The 17,092-nt window shown below is 59.7% G+C and carries 15 protein-coding genes; 9 read left to right on the top strand and 6 right to left on the bottom strand.

Translation table 11 applies throughout. The features are described from left to right. Nucleotides 1–41: 41 nt before the first annotated feature. The 6 genes from P3G59_RS21410 (at nt 42) to P3G59_RS21385 (ending at nt 7,332) form a co-directional block, all read left to right on the top strand. Nucleotides 42–1,067 carry a PDDEXK nuclease domain-containing protein gene (locus P3G59_RS21410; protein WP_277758863.1) on the top strand — a complete coding sequence of 342 codons (1,026 nt, stop codon included), beginning with the start codon at nt 42–44 and terminating at the stop codon, nt 1,065–1,067. A gap of 107 nt (nt 1,068–1,174) precedes the next feature. Then, a complete protein-coding gene (cysM, locus tag P3G59_RS21405; protein ID WP_026000780.1) occupies nt 1,175–2,077 on the top strand; it encodes a cysteine synthase CysM in 903 nt (300 codons plus the stop codon). Next, nucleotides 2,077–3,453 (top strand): 23S rRNA (uracil(1939)-C(5))-methyltransferase RlmD, encoded by a 1,377-nt coding sequence (gene rlmD / locus P3G59_RS21400; protein ID WP_277758862.1) that lies wholly within the window; start codon nt 2,077–2,079, stop codon nt 3,451–3,453. The genes cysM and rlmD overlap by 1 nt, the downstream gene beginning before the upstream one ends. A gap of 101 nt (nt 3,454–3,554) precedes the next feature. After that, complete coding sequence (relA, locus tag P3G59_RS21395) at nt 3,555–5,798, top strand: GTP diphosphokinase (protein ID WP_007917476.1); 2,244 nt, start codon at nt 3,555–3,557, stop codon at nt 5,796–5,798. 132 nt (nt 5,799–5,930) lie between these two features. Continuing rightward, entirely contained in the window at nt 5,931–6,764 is an 834-nt protein-coding gene (mazG, locus tag P3G59_RS21390) for a nucleoside triphosphate pyrophosphohydrolase (RefSeq protein ID WP_277762186.1), read from the top strand. Nucleotides 6,765–6,789: 25 nt separating this feature from the next. Beyond that, nucleotides 6,790–7,332, top strand: coding sequence for a DUF2058 domain-containing protein (locus P3G59_RS21385; protein ID WP_016987455.1), 543 nt, complete (start codon nt 6,790–6,792; stop codon nt 7,330–7,332). Nucleotides 7,333–7,402: 70 nt separating this feature from the next. Here the strand turns inward: P3G59_RS21385 and P3G59_RS21380 are convergent, their stop codons facing one another. The 6 genes from P3G59_RS21380 to P3G59_RS21355 all read right to left on the bottom strand — a co-directional run bounded on the left by P3G59_RS21380 (nt 7,403) and on the right by P3G59_RS21355 (nt 14,936). Beyond that, entirely contained in the window at nt 7,403–7,591 is a 189-nt protein-coding gene (locus P3G59_RS21380; RefSeq protein ID WP_129395072.1) for a hypothetical protein, read from the bottom strand. Between the two features lie 391 nt (nt 7,592–7,982). Continuing rightward, nucleotides 7,983–9,203 (bottom strand): beta-ketoacyl-ACP synthase I, encoded by a 1,221-nt coding sequence (fabB, locus tag P3G59_RS21375; RefSeq protein ID WP_008087472.1) that lies wholly within the window; start codon nt 9,201–9,203, stop codon nt 7,983–7,985. 11 nt (nt 9,204–9,214) lie between these two features. Further along, nucleotides 9,215–9,730: a 3-hydroxyacyl-[acyl-carrier-protein] dehydratase FabA gene (fabA, locus tag P3G59_RS21370; RefSeq protein ID WP_003227150.1), complete on the bottom strand. Its 516-nt coding sequence runs from the start codon at nt 9,728–9,730 to the stop codon at nt 9,215–9,217. Nucleotides 9,731–9,977: 247 nt separating this feature from the next. Next, nucleotides 9,978–11,882 carry an ATP-binding protein gene (locus P3G59_RS21365; RefSeq protein ID WP_277758861.1) on the bottom strand — a complete coding sequence of 635 codons (1,905 nt, stop codon included), beginning with the start codon at nt 11,880–11,882 and terminating at the stop codon, nt 9,978–9,980. Continuing rightward, entirely contained in the window at nt 11,879–12,811 is a 933-nt protein-coding gene (locus tag P3G59_RS21360; protein WP_277758860.1) for an ABC transporter substrate-binding protein, read from the bottom strand. Before P3G59_RS21360 ends, P3G59_RS21365 begins: the two co-directional genes overlap by 4 nt. A 1-nt stretch (nt 12,812) precedes the next feature. Then, on the bottom strand, nt 12,813–14,936 hold the full coding sequence (locus tag P3G59_RS21355) for a TonB-dependent receptor (RefSeq protein WP_277758859.1): 2,124 nt from the start codon (nt 14,934–14,936) through the stop codon (nt 12,813–12,815). 196 nt (nt 14,937–15,132) lie between these two features. Between P3G59_RS21355 and P3G59_RS21350 the strand changes: the two genes are divergently transcribed. Genes P3G59_RS21350 through sixA form a run of 3 tightly spaced genes read left to right on the top strand, consistent with a single transcriptional unit; the run spans nt 15,133 to nt 16,972 of the window. Continuing rightward, on the top strand, nt 15,133–16,158 hold the full coding sequence (locus tag P3G59_RS21350) for an NAD(P)H-dependent glycerol-3-phosphate dehydrogenase (protein WP_077574109.1): 1,026 nt from the start codon (nt 15,133–15,135) through the stop codon (nt 16,156–16,158). A gap of 17 nt (nt 16,159–16,175) precedes the next feature. Next, the gene (locus P3G59_RS21345) at nt 16,176–16,523 is read left to right on the top strand and encodes a DUF4389 domain-containing protein (protein ID WP_008087808.1); all 348 of its coding nucleotides are present in this window, start codon (nt 16,176–16,178) and stop codon (nt 16,521–16,523) included. Further along, entirely contained in the window at nt 16,520–16,972 is a 453-nt protein-coding gene (gene sixA, locus P3G59_RS21340; protein ID WP_007917466.1) for a phosphohistidine phosphatase SixA, read from the top strand. The genes P3G59_RS21345 and sixA overlap by 4 nt, the downstream gene beginning before the upstream one ends. Nucleotides 16,973–17,092: the final 120 nt, after the last annotated feature.

Genomic DNA, 17,092 nt, shown 5'->3' with positions numbered 1-17,092 from the left:
GGGTTAGGCTCGTGCTTCACCTGATCTCCAAGGAATTGCGCATGACTGTATCCAGCCTTACTGGCAACCCGGATGGCGAACGTTTCAACGAAGTGCTCGCGCTGATTCACAGTTCTAGACATAAGGCCATGCAAGCGGTCAATACACAGCTGATCGAGCTTTATTGGCAGGTGGGGGCGCATATCAGTCGTAAGATTGAGCGGGCGGAGTGGGGGGATTCGATCATTGCTCAACTGGCCACACATCTGGCAAAAACCCAACCGGGGTTGCGTGGATTCACCCGGCCAAATCTGTTCCGCATGCGCCAGTTTTATGAAGCGTATCGGGATGATCCAATTGTCTCACCACTGGTGAGACAATTGCCGTGGACTCATAACATGATCATTTTGAGCCAAAGCAAACACCCGGTGGAGCGTGGGTTTTACCTGCGAATGGCCGTTCAGGAAAAGTGGTCGAAGCGCGAACTGGAACGCCAATTCAAATCTGCTTTGTTCGAGCGAAGCATCACTGATCCAGCAAAAGCCTCAGTTGCACTCAAGCAAACCCACCCCGAAGCTCTCGAGATATTCCGCGATTCCTACATGGTCGAATTTCTCGATCTGCCCGGCGCTCATTCTGAAACCGATCTGCACCAGGGCCTGCTATCCCGCCTCAAGGAATTCCTGATCGAACTTGGTCGCGACTTCTGCTTTGTCGGTTCCGAATATCCATTGCAGGTCGGCGGTCGGGATTTCTCTCTCGATCTTCTGTTCTTCCACCGAGGCCTCAATTGCCTGGTAGCCATTGAACTCAAGGTAGGGCGTTTTGAGCCGGAATACCTCGGCAAGCTGGATTTCTATCTGGAGGCGCTGGATCGCAATGTCCGCAAGCCTCACGAAAGCCCGGCCATCGGTGTCCTGCTGTGTGCAAGCAAGGAAGATGAGGTCGTCGAGTACGCACTCAATCGCAGTCTATCGCCCGCATTGATAGCGGAATATCAAACCTGTCTGCCGGATAAGCAATTGCTGCAGGCCAAGTTGCATGAGTTTTATGCAATGGATACGGCGCACTCAGAAAATAGCGACTAACGACTGCTTATTCCCATAAACCATAAGCACCGCACTTTGCGTGATATGGCCTGCGCGGGTTTGCCGGTATGATAGGCGCCCCCGCACGTCTGGATTGCGAATACGCCATGACCTTGCAGTACCCAACCATCGCCGATTGCGTCGGCAACACGCCGCTGGTGCGTTTGCAGCGCCTGCCCGGTGCTACCAGCAACACCCTATTGCTCAAGCTCGAAGGGAATAACCCGGCGGGTTCGGTCAAGGACCGTCCGGCGCTGTCGATGATCACTCGCGCCGAGTTGCGTGGGCAGATTCATGCCGGCGATACGCTGATCGAAGCAACCTCGGGTAACACCGGGATCGCCTTGGCCATGGCTGCCGCGATCAAGGGTTACAAAATGATCCTGATCATGCCGGACAACTCCAGCGCCGAGCGTAAAGCGGCAATGACCGCGTACGGTGCCGAGCTGATTCTGGTCAGCCAGGAAGAAGGCATGGAAGGCGCCCGCGATCTGGCGCAGCGTATGGAAGCCGAAGGCCGTGGCAAAGTGCTCGATCAGTTCGCCAATGGCGATAACCCTGAAGCGCACTACACCACCACCGGCCCGGAAATCTGGCGTCAGACCCAGGGCACCATCACCCATTTCGTCAGCTCGATGGGCACTACCGGCACCATCATGGGCGTCTCACGCTACCTGAAAGAACAGAGCGACAGCGTGCAGATCGTAGGCCTGCAACCGATGGAAGGCTCGGCGATTCCGGGCATCCGCCGCTGGCCGCAGGAATACCTGCCGAAGATCTATCAGGCCGACCGCGTTGACCGTATCGTCGACATGGCGCAAAGCGAAGCCGAGGACGTCACCCGGCGTCTGGCCCGCGAAGAAGGCATCTTTTGTGGCGTGTCCTCGGGCGGTGCGGTGGCAGCGATGCTGCGCCTGTCCAAAGAAGTTGAAAACGCGGTGATTGTCGCGATCATCTGCGACCGTGGCGACCGTTACCTGTCGACCGGCATTTTCGACGCGCCCAACTGATGGCCAAGCACGAGAGAGGCCTGCGCTTCCAGCCCACCGGTGGCAGCAAGGCCGCGCAAATCCCGACCGGTAAAAAACAGCGCTTGAGTATCGAGCGCCTGGCCAATGACGGTCGCGGTATTGCGTTTTTCGAAGGTAAAACCTGGTTCGTCCTCGGCGCCCTCGCCGGTGAAGAGGTCGAAGCGCGGGTGCTCGGCGCCCACGGCAAGGTGGTCGAGGCGCGCACCGAACGCGTGTTCCAGGCCAGCGAATTGCGTCGCCCGCCACCTTGTCAGCACGCCGGCCGTTGCGGCGGGTGCAGCGTCCAGCATTTGCCCCACAGCGAGCAGCTTGCCCTGAAACAGCGCATGCTCGCCGAGCAATTGTCGCGTGTTGCCGGTGTCGAACCTGAAGAGTGGGCAGCACCGCTGACCGGACCTGAATTCGGCTATCGCCGTCGCGCCCGTATCGCGGTGCGCTGGGACATGAAGGCGAAGAAACTCGAAGTCGGTTTCCGCGCCGCTGGCAGCCAGGACATTGTCGCGATCAGCGAATGCCCGGTGCTGGTACAGCCCTTGCAACCGATCATGACCCGTCTGCCGGAGATGCTCCGTCGTTTGAGCAAACCGCAGGCGCTGGGTCACGTCGAGTTGTTCAGTGGCTCGTCACTGGCGGTGTTGCTGCGGCACATGGCGCCGTTGTCCGAAGCGGATATGACCCTCCTCAAGGACTTCTGCCAATTCCATGAAGCGCAACTGTGGCTGCATGGCGAAGGCGAGCCGCGACCGGTCGATCCGACTCAGTCGCTGGGCTATCGTCTGGAGCAGTGGGATCTGAATTTGGCCTACCGGCCGGGCGACTTTATCCAGGTCAACGCCGGCGTCAACGAAGCGATGGTGGCGCAAGCGCTGGACTGGCTGAAACCGGGTAGCGATGAACGCGTGCTGGATCTGTTCTGCGGCTTGGGCAACTTCGCTTTGCCGCTGGCCAAAGCCGTGCGCGAAGTGGTGGCAGTCGAAGGCGTGCAGACCATGGTCGATCGCGCCGAAGCCAACGCCGCTAGTAACAATTTGCATAACACAAAGTTTTTTCAAGCCGATTTATCCCAGCCTTTGACCGATGCCCAGTGGATCGGAAACGGCTTTTCTGCGGTACTCTTGGACCCACCACGTGACGGTGCTTTCGAGGTGGTTCGCAAGCTGGCGACCCTGGGTGCCAAACGGTTGGTGTATGTGTCGTGCAACCCTGCAACTCTGGCGCGCGACACGGTCGAATTGATCAAGCAGGGCTACCGGTTAAAACGTGCCGGGATTCTCGATATGTTTCCTCAGACGGCACATGTCGAGGCCATGGCGTTATTTGAAGCGAGCCAGGATGGCTCGTCTGAATCCGTCTGACCTGTCCGCGCAGCGCTCGCTTTAGCCCCGCGAGCGCGAATGGGCACTGAAGGTCAGCGATTTGACGCATTGAATCTGCGTCGTAGGGAAGGTAAAGCAACATGGTACAGGTGAGAGCACACCAGCCGATCAACACTGACGGCAGTATCAATCTCGAGGCTTGGCTCGATCACGCGGTCAGTGTCGATCTGGCACTGGATCGCGAAGCCTTGAAGGAAGCCTGCGAGTTCGCTCGCGAGGCCGAACAACAGTCCAACGCCAAGAAGAATCTGTGGGCCGAAGGCTCTGGCAGTTTCAGTACGGGTCTGGAAATCGCCGAGATTCTCGCCGACCTCAAGCTCGATCAGGATTCGCTGGTCGCGGCGGTTCTGTATCGCGGCGTGCGCGAAGGCCAGATCGAACTCGCGGCCGTCGGCCAGCGCTTCGGCCCGGTGGTGGCCAAGCTGATCGACGGCGTGCAGCGCATGGCGGCCATCAGTGCCAGTCTCAGCCCGCGTCAGTCGATGGTCATGGGTACGCAAGGGCAGGTGGAAAACCTGCGCAAGATGCTCGTGGCGATGGTCGATGACGTCCGCGTCGCGCTGATCAAACTGGCCGAACGTACCTGCGCGATCCGTGCGGTGAAAACCGCTGACGACGAAAAACGTAACCGGGTCGCCCGCGAAGTTTTCGACATCTATGCGCCGCTCGCGCACCGGCTCGGCATCGGTCATATCAAATGGGAACTGGAGGACCTGTCCTTCCGTTATCTCGAGCCTGATCAATACAAACAGATCGCCAAGTTGCTCCACGAGCGACGGCTGGATCGCGAGCGTTTCATCGCCGACGTGATGACCCAGCTCAAGGACGAATTGCAGGCCACCGGCGTCGATGCCGACATCAGCGGCCGGGCCAAACACATCTATTCGATCTGGCGCAAAATGCAGCGCAAGGGGCTGGAATTCAGCCAGATCTACGACGTGCGTGCGGTGCGCGTGCTGGTCCCGGAAATGCGCGACTGCTACACCGCGTTGGGCATCGTCCACACCTTGTGGCGGCACATTCCGAAAGAATTCGACGACTACATCGCCAACCCGAAAGAGAACGGCTACCGCTCGCTGCATACCGCGGTGATCGGCCCTGAGGGTAAAGTGCTTGAGGTGCAGATCCGTACGCACTCGATGCACGAAGAAGCCGAACTCGGCGTCTGCGCGCACTGGCGCTACAAGGGCACCGACGTCAAATCCGGTTCGAACCACTACGAAGAGAAAATCTCCTGGCTGCGTCAGGTGCTCGAGTGGCATGAAGAGCTGGGCGATATCGGTGGTCTGGCTGAACAGCTGCGCGTCGACATCGAGCCGGATCGGGTCTACATCTTCACCCCCGACGGCCATGCCATCGACTTGCCCAAAGGCGCGACGCCGCTGGACTTTGCCTATCGCGTGCACACCGAAATCGGTCACAACTGCCGTGGCGCGAAGATCAACGGGCGCATCGTGCCGCTCAACTACAGCCTGCAGACCGGTGAGCAGGTCGAGATCATCACCAGCAAGCACGGCACGCCGAGCCGTGACTGGCTGAACTCGAACCTCGGTTACGTCACCACCTCGCGGGCGCGGGCGAAGATCGTTCACTGGTTCAAATTGCAGGCGCGCGACCAGAACGTTGCCGCCGGTAAAACCCTGATCGAACGCGAACTGACGCGCCTCGGCCTGCCGGCGGTGGACTTCGACAAGCTGGCCGACAAGGCCAACATGAAAACCGCCGAAGACATGTTTGCCGCCCTCGGTGCCGGCGACCTGCGTCTGGCGCAACTGGTCAACCTGGCGCAGCAACTGGTCGAGCCGGAACGTGGCAACGAGCAGTTGGAGCTGATTCCGCGTAAAGCCACCGGTTACAAACCGGGCAAACGCGGCGACATTCAGATCCAGGGCGTCGGCAACCTGATGACGCAGATGGCCGGCTGCTGCCAGCCGCTGCCGGGCGATGCGATCGTTGGTTACATCACTCAGGGGCGTGGCGTGAGCATTCACCGTCAGGACTGCGCCTCGGTGCTGCAACTGGGCGGGCGCGAGCCGGAGCGGATCATTCAGGTCAGCTGGGGCCCGGTGCCGGTGCTCACCTATCCGGTGGACATCGTCATCCGCGCCTACGATCGTTCCGGTCTGCTGCGTGATGTGTCGCAGGTGCTGCTCAATGAGCGGATCAACGTGCTGGCGGTCAACACCCGCTCGAACAAGGAAGACAACACCGCGCTGATGTCCCTGACGATCGAGATCCCGGGTCTGGATGCGCTGGGGCGCTTGCTGGGGCGGATTTCGCAGTTGCCGAACATCATCGAAACGCGGCGTAACCGCACCCCTTGAACATCGACGCCGATCAACTGTGGGAGCGAGCCTGCTCGCGAAGAGGGTGTGTCAGTCGACATCATTGTTGCAGACACACCGCTTTCGCGAGCAGGCTCGCTCCCACATGGGTTTTGTGGTGAGAGATAAATGATGTACAGCCTTGAAGACCTGCTGCACTTGATGAACCGTCTGCGCGATCCGCAGTTCGGTTGCCCGTGGGACATCAAGCAAACCTACGCGACCATCGTCCCGCACACCCTCGAAGAAGCTTACGAAGTGGCTGACGCCATTGAGCGTGGCGACTTCGATCATTTGCAGGGCGAGTTGGGCGATCTGTTGTTTCAAGTGGTGTATTACAGCCAGTTGGCCAAGGAAGAAGGGCGCTTCGAATTTGCCGGCGTGATCGACAGCATCACCCGCAAACTCATTCGTCGTCATCCTCATGTGTTCCCCACTGGCGATCTCTACGCGCCGCTGGATGTGCCGCGCTTGAGCGAAGAACAGGTCAAGCAACGCTGGGAAGAGATCAAGGCCGAAGAGCGCGCCGAGAAATCCAGCGCGCCCGAGCAACTGTCACTGCTCGATGACGTGCCAGCCACGCTGCCGGCACTGTCACGCTCAGCCAAGTTACAAAAGCGTGCCGGGCAGGTCGGTTTCGACTGGCCGGACGCCTTGCCCGTGCTCGACAAGGTCCGCGAAGAGCTCGATGAAGTGCTCGAAGCCATGTCCGAAAACGATCCCGAAGCGGTGGCGGACGAGATCGGCGACCTGTTGTTTTCCGTGGTCAATCTGGCCCGGCACCTGAAGGTTGACCCGGAAACCGCACTGCGTGGCGCCAATGGCAAGTTTGAAAGACGTTTCCGTTTTATCGAACAAGCATTGCGCGACACCCACCGTCCCATAGAAGATTGCACCCTCGAAGAGTTGGACGCCCTGTGGGGTGAAGCCAAACGTCAGGAAAAGAATTTGCCTAGCTGCGGCTGAGCAACTGCCCAAGTGAGTAAGCCCGATGAGTATTTCCCTTCGCGACCAGTTGCTCAAAGCAGGTCTGGTCAATCAAAAGCAGGCCAAGCAGGTCAGCAAAGACAAGCAGAAGCAGCAGCGCCTGGCCCACAAAGGCCAGATCGAACTGGATGACTCGCAGCAGCGCGCCGCTCAGGAAGCCATGGCCGAGAAGGTCAAGCGCGACCAGGAGTTGAACCGCCAGCAGAAAGAGAAAGCCGAGGCCAAGGCGCGTGCGGCGCAGGTCAAGCAACTGATCGAAGTCTCGCGTCTGCCGAAGCTGACCACCGAGGACTACTACAACTTCGTCGACGACAAGAAGGTCAAGCGCATCTCGGTCAATACGCTGATGCGCAACAAGCTCAGCAGCGGTTCGCTGGCGATCGTGCACCATGCCGGCGGTTACGAAGTCATTCCCCGTGAGGCGGCCCTGAAGATCCAGGAGCGTGATCCACAGCGCATCGTCCAGCTCAACGTGCAGACCGAAGAAGTCAGCACCGAGGACGATCCGTACGCGGCGTATCAGATCCCTGATGATCTGATGTGGTAAATCGATAAAGCCGTAACAACGACAAACCCCGCTCATGGCGGGGTTTGTCGTTTTCAATGCTGGGGTTGAATCAGGAGGAGCGGGTGTCGCGCTGTTGTTCTTGCACTTCGAGTTCGGCCTTGTAGTTGTGGGCATCGATCTCGTTGTGGAACATGCCGACCAGCAAGTCTTGTTGATGCACATCCCAGATGCGGATACCGGCGGCTACGCCTTCGTGGGACATGTGTGAATCGTCGCGTTCAGTTACTTTTACAGTCATCTGCTAGCTCCAAATCTCAAGTTATCTGCAGCAAGGCGTGTGCAGGACTCTTTTATATGATTTGTTAGCTTGCTAAGTAAACGGCTGATTTGTGCAAGGTGTCATTGCGTTTTTTGCAACAGTCCTGCAGCCCGCGTAATCCGCGACATTCGGTCGCAGGGGGCAAAGTTTCATGACAGAAGTTTCATTTTCATAAGCACTGAAACCCCTTGTGGGAGCGAGCCTGCTCGCGAATTCGGTGAGTCAGACGACGATAGGGTGACTGGAATATCGCATTCGCGAGCAGGCTCGCTCCCACAGGTTTTTTCGGTGTGACTGCTATTTTTTGCAGACGAAAAAAAACGCCCCGAACCAGTCGGGGCGTTTTTGTGTGTGGCTCAAGCGGGGGGAATTATTTGCCTTCCCAGCGCTTCAGTACCAGCGTGGCGTTGGTGCCGCCGAAGCCGAAGCTGTTGCTCATCACGGTGTTGATCGTGGCGTTCTCGCGGGTCTTGGTCAGCACCGGCAGATCGGCCACTTCAGGGTCCAGCTCGTCGATGTTGGCGGAACCGGCAATGAAGTTGCCTTCCATCATCAGCATGCAGTAGATCGCTTCGTGAACGCCGGCGGCGCCCAGGGAGTGACCGGACAGGCTCTTGGTCGAGCTGATCGCGGGTGCCTTGTCGCCGAACACTTCACGCACACCTTTCATTTCCGCGACGTCGCCGACCGGAGTCGAGGTGCCGTGGGTGTTCAGGTAGTCGATCGGCGTATCAACGGTGGACATCGCCATCTGCATGCAGCGGATCGCGCCTTCGCCACTTGGGGCAACCATGTCATAGCCGTCGGAGGTCGCGCCGTAGCCAACGATTTCCGCGTAGATTTTCGCGCCACGGGCCAGAGCGTGTTCCAGCTCTTCAACCACGACCATGCCGCCACCGCCAGCGATGACGAAACCGTCACGGTCTTTGTCGTAGGCACGGGAAGCTTGTTCCGGGGTGTCGTTACGCTTGCTGGACAGAGCGCCCATGGCGTCGAACAGGAACGATTGGCTCCAGTGCTCTTCTTCACCACCACCGGCGAAGACGATGTCCTGCTTGCCCATCTGGATCTGTTCCATGGCAGTACCGATGCAGTGAGCACTGGTGGCGCAGGCAGAAGCGATGGAGTAGTTCAGGCCCTTGATCTTGAATGGCGTGGCCAGGCAAGCGGAAACGGTGCTGCTCATGGTCCGCGTTACACGGTATGGGCCAACGCGTTTCACGCCTTTCTCGCGCAGGATGTCCAGCGCTTCCATCTGGTTCAGCGTGGAAGCACCGCCCGAGCCAGCCACCAGGCCGGTACGCGGGTTGGACACTTGCTCTTCGGTCAGGCCGGAGTCAGCGATAGCGTCTTTCATGGCCAGGTAGGCGTAAGCCGCTGCGTGGCCGACGAAGCGATAGATCTTGCGATCAATCAGCTCTTCAAGGTTGAGGTCGATGGAGCCGGAAACCTGGCTACGCAGACCCATTTCGGCATATTCCGGGTTGAACCGGATGCCAGGGCGGCTTGCACGCAGGTTAGCGGAGACGGTCTCTTTGTCATTGCCCAGGCACGAAACAATGCCCAGACCAGTGATAACGACGCGGCGCATGCGAATAACCCTTAGAAGTTGTCAGTGGAGGTGAACACGCCGACGCGAAGGCCTTCGGCGGTGTAGATTTCGCGACCGTCGACAGTCACCGAACCATCGGCGATGGCCAGGTTCAGCTTGCCCTTGAGGACGCGTTTGATATGAATGTTGTAGGTGACTTTCTTGGCGGTCGGCAGTACTTGACCGAAGAATTTCACTTCGCCCGAACCCAGCGCACGGCCACGGCCCGGCAGGCCTTGCCAGCCCAGGAAGAAACCGACCAGTTGCCACATGGCGTCCAGACCCAGGCAGCCCGGCATCACCGGATCGCCTTCGAAATGGCAGGCGAAGAACCACAGGTCAGGGTTGATATCCAGCTCGGCGACCAATTCACCTTTGCCGTACTTGCCACCTTCTTCGCTGATCAGGGTGATGCGATCGACCATCAGCATGTTCGGGGCGGGCAGTTGCGCGTTACCTGGGCCGAACAGCTCACCGCGACTGCAGCGCAGCAGATCTTCCCGAGTAAAGGCGTTTTGTTTGGTCATGCGAGCTCCTCAATAATCCCATGCGGCAGGTGGGGCAAATCTTCCCGACCGTTCGAAGCGTTCATGCCTCGAACCGGCAGCCTACTCATAGACTATTGCGTTGTGGTGAAAGTCACAGCACCAAGGACATGAATGTACACTTGTGCACTGAAATTTTTATTCAAGCCCCTTTTGAGGCTCGTTCGGGTGCCTAAGACTGCCGCACTTTCGCTTTTCACGCCAGTCGCGAATGGTCGAAAGGCCCACACTACGACACCCAGCGCTGCAGAATCTGCTGCAGATCATTACGTTTGAACGGCTTCGCCAAATAATCGTTCATGCCCGCCGACAGACAGGTTTCGCGGTCGCCCTGCAAGGCATTGGCCGTCAGGGCGATGATCGGCACTTCGCTACGGCCAGGCAGAAGACGGATCTGCCGGGTCGCTTCGTAGCCATCGATGATCGGCAAACGACAATCCATCAGAATTACCTCGAAGTCGCTGCCCTCGGCGCTGCGCACAGCCTGCGCGCCATCGGTGGCGACACTGACAGTAAAGCCCAGACTGCGCAGCATCGCTTCGATAACCGTCTGGTTCACCGGATTGTCTTCGACCAGCAAGACATTGCGTCCTTCGCCCTGGCCCTTGCCGTTCAGTGCACGCGGCGCGGCCAGTGGCGGCAGCGCCTGCTTATACAGGGCCAGCGGAATTTCCAGGGTGAACACCGAGCCGCGACCTTCCTCGCTCTGCGCGCGCAAGGTGCCGCCCATGCGTTCGGCCAGTGTACGGGCGATCGGCAAACCGAGGCCGGTACCGCCATAACGCCGAGAAATCGAACTGTCGGCCTGTTGGAAGGCGTTGAACATCAATTCCAGGCTTTGCGAAGAAATACCGATGCCGCTGTCGCGCACCGAGCAGGTGAACCACAACAGTTCGTGATCCAGCGACTGCCACTGCGCCTCGATGCTGACCCGACCTTGCTCGGTGAACTTCAGCGCATTGCCGACCAGATTGACCAGAATCTGCCGGATCCGCGTCGGATCGCCCTGTACCTGCAAACCGCGCATGTCGTCCGGGATGCGCAGATGCAAAGCCAGGCCGCGTTGCACCGCGCTGTGCTGGAACGACTGCGCGCAGGCGCCGATCAGTTCGGCGAGGTTGAACGGGATGTGCTCCAGTTCCAGCTCGGAACGTTCGATGCGCGAGAAGTCGAGAATATCGTTAATGACTTTCAGCAGGTGTTCGGTGGACTCCGAGGCGAGGGCGGCGTATTCGACCTGCTCCTCGGTCATCTCGGTGGTTTCCAGCAATTGCAGCATGCCCAGCACGCCGTTCATGGGCGTGCGCAGTTCATGGCTCATCATTGCCAGGAAATCGGACTTGGCGTTGTTGGCCTTTTCCGCTTCTTCGCGGGTCTGGATCAGTTGCGCCATGGCTTGATGCTGCTCACGGCTGGCCTGCTCCAGCGCCTGGGCGAGGTTATTGATGTGTTGTGACAGGGCGCCCAGTTCGGTGTCATCGACAATGGGCAGTGGCGTTTTGTAGTCGCCGTCCTGAATGGCCTTCACCGCGTCGCCGATATCGCGGATCGGCTGCGACAAGCTGCCGGCCAGACGCCGCGCCAACACAAACGTGAAGAGCAGGGCGAACAGCGCGAGAATGGCGGCCTTGAAGAGGATTTCCTGCTGGCGCTGGCTGAAGGCGTCATTGGACAGACCGACGATCACCCGGCCCAGATAATCTTCGCTGGCGCCGCCATTGTTGACCTTGCCGTCCTGAAAGAAATCGTTGTGCAGGGCGATGCGCTGCAAGCGCACCGGTGCCTGGAATACTTCGACCTGATGCGGTCGGCTGTGCGCTGCGGCGGGTTGCTCGACGTACACCAGAATCCGGTTGGCGCTGTCCTGTACTTCGAGAAAACGCACATTGGGCGTGGCCAGGGTGGCTTTGAGCAGGCTTTCCAGCACTTCGTTGTTGCCGGAAATCACGCCGTATTCGGTGGCGGGTGCCAGTTGGTTGGCGATCAGTTGGCCGGTGTGGTTCAGTTCCTGACGCAAATCCTGAATGCGCACGAAGGTGAAAAAGCTGATCAACAACAGGGTCAACAATAACGCCGGACCCAGGCTGATCAGCTGGGTGCGGGTATTGATGTCCCAACGACGACGGAAACTCATGGGCGGTGTTCTCCTTCAGCCAGCGCGCTGGCGACAGACGCTTCATTCAACGGTTCGATACCGAGTGAACGAGCGACCTGCGCATTACTTGAGACCTTGAAACGTGCGGGGTAGAGGGTTCGCGGCCAACTGGCCGGCGGTTGGTCGAGCAATTGATCGAGCATCGCCAGCCAGTCGTTCTGATCGCTGTAGGTACTGGCAAGGCTGCCGGCGCGAACGAAGGCGACATTGGGGCCGACCAGCGCAACCTGCCGTGAGTAACTGCTGAGCAGCAGGTTTTTCGCGGTTTTCGGGTTGTACAGATCGGGGTCGTCGAGCCCCAGTAAAACATCGCTGTTTTTCAGTACAGCTTGCAGGGGACGGCTGTCGTGGGTGTTGTCCCAGCGCTGGCTGACGACTTGCAGGTTCAGCTGTGCGGCGGCGAGATTCAGTTCCTTGAGAAGGAATTCGCTGTGCTGATCGAACAGCACGCCGATCCGCCGGGCCTGGGGCAAAATACGCCGGATCAATTGCAACTGGCGGCCCAGCGGCGGGTCACTCCAGAGCAAACTCAAGTGCGCCGGTTGCGCGCTGCCCAGGCGCTGGCGAGCTTGCAGGCGACTGATGCGCAGCACCAGGGTTGCCGGCCCTTGCGGTTCTTGCAGACGCCAGTCGAGACTCGGCAGGTCGAGCAGAATCAGGCGCAGACTGGCGGGCAGTTTGCCCGGTGCCGGCAGACTGGCCAGCGGCTGGAAACGCACGTTGTCGGTCGGGCGCAATTCGCTGAGTGCCTGCACGAACGCTTGCACGCCAGGACTCTCCTCGGCGCCGGTCAACAGAATATCGGCCGCCTGCACCGCCACGCCGTGCAGCCATGCGGTCAGAAACAGGCAGACCCCGGCCAGCCAGTGGCCAAGGGTTGGCATCTTCCGCGACGGCCCGTAGCGCATCCTAGAACTCCAGCTCGGCACTGAAGTACATCACTCGGCGCTCGTCGTAATTGTTGTCGACGAAGGTGGTTGGCTCATGATCGAGGCGCTGTTGCAGCACGCCGGCCAGTTGCAGTTGCGCTTTGCCCAGCGCAATGCGTTTGGCGATGCGCGTGTCGACGCGTTCGAAACGGTAGCCGTTGAGCGCGTTGTCGCCGTAATAGAAGAGGGCGCTGTTCCAGCCGTGGCCCCAGTCGCGCAGCCAACCGGCCGAACCGCTGTTGCGCGAAGTGAATTGCTGATCCAGTGGGTTACTCGCCTCGGCATCGACAAAGGCGTACGTGAAACGCAAGCGGTCGGCCAGGCTTACGCGCCAGTCGAGCTGGGTTTCAGTACCGCGAAACCGTGAGCTGTTGGCGTTGCTCGCGATGTATTGGTTGTTGCGCAGCGGCTCACTGATCATTTCGGTGATCTCGTCGTAGAACAGCTTCACATCCAGGGCCAGGCCCAGCTCGGCGAAATAGCCGTTGTAGCCCAGTTCGCGTGAGCGCATGTGTTCCTGATCGAGATCGCCCGGGCCGCGGGTCTTGACGAAGTAACGCGCCGACGACTGGCCGTAGGCCGAGGGTCGCAGTTTGCTGACCTGATAGCTCCAGTTGACGTTGTTCTCGAACATGTCCGGCGAGCGGATCGCCTCCGAGTACACCGCGCGCAACCCGTGACGCGGGTTGATCAGGTAATTGACGGCAAATCGCGGGGTCAGCGAACTGCCAATCAGTTGCGTGTTTTCAAACATCGCACCGCCCTGCAACAGCCAGTGTTCCGTGGCGCGCCATTCCAGTTGGCCGAACGCGCGCCACGTGGTGTCGTCCAGCGTGCCATTGAAGTAGGTCTCGGAGTCGGCGCGGTCGTAACGATAGTTCATGCCGCTGACCAGGCGTAGGCTGTCGGACAGGCTGAGGGTGTCTTGCAATTCGAGGTCGTAACGCGATTCGCGGGCGCTCTGGTCGATGTCGCCGCACAGGGTTCGACTGGCACCGTTGCGCCATTGATCCAGCACCTGATTGGCCAGAGCCATTTCCTGCGGGGTGCCGGGTTCAGCGCCGGGGCCGGTGAAACGGGTGATGTTGCGCGCCAGACGCTCGGTGTAATTCGGGTTGAGTTGCCACAACTGCGTCAGTTCAGGGCTGAACGACACCTCGGCATCGCAGGCGCGCCAGGTTTGCTGTCGGTCCCAGTGTTGTGCCGAGCCTTGTATATAAAGGCTGTGCTCCGGATTGATGTCGAGGTTCCAGCGCACCGAACCGGCATAATCCTTGGCCACCACGTCGGAATTGTTCCCGGCGGCGGTAATCCCGGAGAACACCGGACGGTAGGTGTATGGCCGTTGGTTGGTGCCGTCCTTTGCGTTGACCTGCCAGTCGAGGCTCTGGTTATCGCTGAGGGTGTGGCTGACCGCAAGACTGAAACGGTTCAAGCGGCGGCTGTCACGATAGTCGGCGCCGGTGCGATCGCTGTCGAAGCCGTCGTCCTCCTGGCCGGACAACGACAGGCGCAGATCACCGCCATTCCAGCCAGTGCCCTGGCTGGCATAAAAATCATTGATGCCACGTTGGCCACGGGTGTACTTCAACCGCGTGCCGTGGCTGTCCGCCGGGTTCCGAGTGATGATATTGACCACCGCCATCAGCGCATTGGCGCCGTAGCTGACGGTGTTCGGGCCGCGAAAAACCTCGATGCGCTCGATGTCTTCCATGGCCACCGGAATATCGCTCCAGTCTACCGTGGACAAACCGGCGCGATAGACCGAGCGGCCGTCGATCAGCACCTGCATGCGCCGTGCTTCGGTGGCGTTGGTGCCGTGGTAATTGACCGCCGCCTGATTGCCGCTGATGTTGCCGACCATCATCCCCGGCACCAGCCGCAGCAGTTCGCTGATGTCGCGCGCGCCGCTGGCGTTGATCAATTCGCTGTCGATGACGGTCATGCTCCCCGGCACTTCTGCCGGCGTCTGTTTCAGGCGCGTGGCCGTCAGCACCTGCGGCAGTGCTTCGTTGTCCAGGAACAGGTCGTCCGCCAGCACTACCGGGCTGAACAGCAGCGCCAGTAAAACGGACGAACGCGGGGGCGAAGAGCCAAAAGACACGACACAACCTTGATAGCGAAGAATTGGCGCGCATGTTAACCGAGGACAGTGACTTTTCCAGTCACGTTGCAGGCATTTTCCTAGGTTTTGTTGGTCTTCTTCCTACAAGTGTCGGTAATTGATGCAGGGGCTGGCCGCGCGTGGGCCGCCCCGTATAATGCCGGCATCGCCACTGGTATGGATTAACGGATTGCATATGACTGAACAGCGCCCGATTGCGGTCCTGGGAGGCGGAAGTTTTGGTACCGCCGTGGCCAATCTTTTGGCCGAGAACGGCCATCAAGTCCGGCAGTGGATGCGTGACCCCGAGCAGGCCGAGGCCATCCGGGTCAATCGCGAAAACCCGCGTTACCTCAAAGGCATCAAGATTCTGCCGGGCGTGACCGCCGTCACCGACCTGCAGGAAACCCTCGACGCCTGCGATTTGTGTTTTGTCGCGCTGCCGTCCAGCGCGCTGCGCACGGTACTCGCCGCCCATGCCGAGCGGTTGAGCGGCAAGATGCTGGTCAGCCTGACCAAAGGCATCGAAGCGCAGACCTTCAAACTGATGAGCCAGATCCTCGAAGAGATCGCCCCGAATGCGCGTATCGGCGTGTTGTCCGGGCCGAACCTGGCGCGGGAAATTGCCGAGCACGCACTGACTGCCACGGTGGTCGCCAGCGAAGACGAAGAGCTGTGCAAAGCCGTGCAAGCTGCGCTGCACGGTCGCACTTTCCGTGTCTACGCCAGCGCTGACCGTTTCGGTGTCGAGCTGGGCGGCGCGTTGAAAAACGTCTACGCGATCATCGCCGGCATGGCGGTGGCGCTGGAGATGGGCGAGAACACCAAGAGCATGCTGATTACTCGCGCCCTCGCCGAGATGACCCGCTTTGCCGTGAATCAGGGCGCGAACCCGATGACCTTCCTCGGTCTGGCCGGTGTTGGCGATCTGATCGTCACTTGCTCGTCGCCGAAGAGCCGCAACTATCAAGTCGGTTTCGCGCTGGGTCAGGGTTTGAGCCTCGACGAAGCAGTGTCGCGCCTCGGTGAAGTCGCTGAAGGCGTCAACACGCTGAAAGTGCTCAAGGCCAAATCCCAGGAAGTCGGCGTGTACATGCCGCTGGTCGCCGGGCTGCACGCGATCCTGTTCGAGGGACGCACGCTGGAGCAGGTGATCGGTCTATTGATGCGGGCCGAGCCGAAAACCGACGTCGATTTTATTTCCACCAGCGGTTTCAACTGAGCCGGGAGTAGCAAGCCATGAACGATCCGAAAACCGAAGCCAAGTACGAATCCATCCTCCTGCGGGTGTTGTGGATGATCGTCTACGTGCTGGTCTGGCAAGTGGCGCAGTTCATCCTCGGTGCGGTGGTGCTGGTGCAGCTGATCTATCGTTTGATCTATGGCGCGCCGAGCGCCAGCCTGATGAATTTCGGCGACAGCCTGAGCCAGTTCCTGGCGCAGATCGGCCGCTTCGGCAGTTTCCACAGTGACCAGAAACCCTGGCCGTTCGCCGACTGGCCAACGCCGCGTACTCCGGAAGGTGAAGCGCCGCACGCCGTCGCACCGGCGCCGCATCCGGTTCGAGATGAGGAACCCAAGCTATGAAACTCTGGGTATTGCGTCACGGTGAAGCCGTGCCTTATGGCTCGTGCCCGGACTCCGAACGAGAACTGACCGAGCACGGTCGCAAAGAGGCCTTGAGCAGCGCCGCCCGATTGATCGGCCAGCCGCTGACGGCAATCTACGCCAGCCCTTATCTGCGTGCGCAGCAGACTGCGCAGATTGTCCGTGAGGCGCTGGGTTTCGAGCCGGAGATTCGTACGGTCGAGTGGCTGACGCCGGAGGTTGATCCGGACAAGGTCACCGATCAGTTGGTGTCGGTGAGCAACGTGCTGCTGGTAAGCCACAACCCGTTGGTGGGCAATTTGCTCAGCTATTTGCAGCATGGCGCCGGGTATCCGCCGGAGAAGGTTAGCACCGCCGGGTTGGCCGAGCTGGAAAGCCCAGAGTTGCTGATCGGCTCGATGACCCTCAACAGCCTCAAACATCCGTAACGCTGATCCCTTGTGGGAGCGAGCCTGCTCGCGAAAGCGGCGTGTCATTCATCATTTATGTGTCTGACAGCCTGCATTCGCGAGCAGGCTCGCTCCCACATTGGTTTCTGCGTAAGCCAT

The organism is Pseudomonas sp. A34-9 (genome assembly GCF_029543085.1).
Taxonomy (GTDB): Bacteria; Pseudomonadota; Gammaproteobacteria; order Pseudomonadales; family Pseudomonadaceae; genus Aquipseudomonas.
Note: the sequence above shows the minus strand (reverse complement) of the source record. Positions and strands in the feature narration are given on the sequence as shown.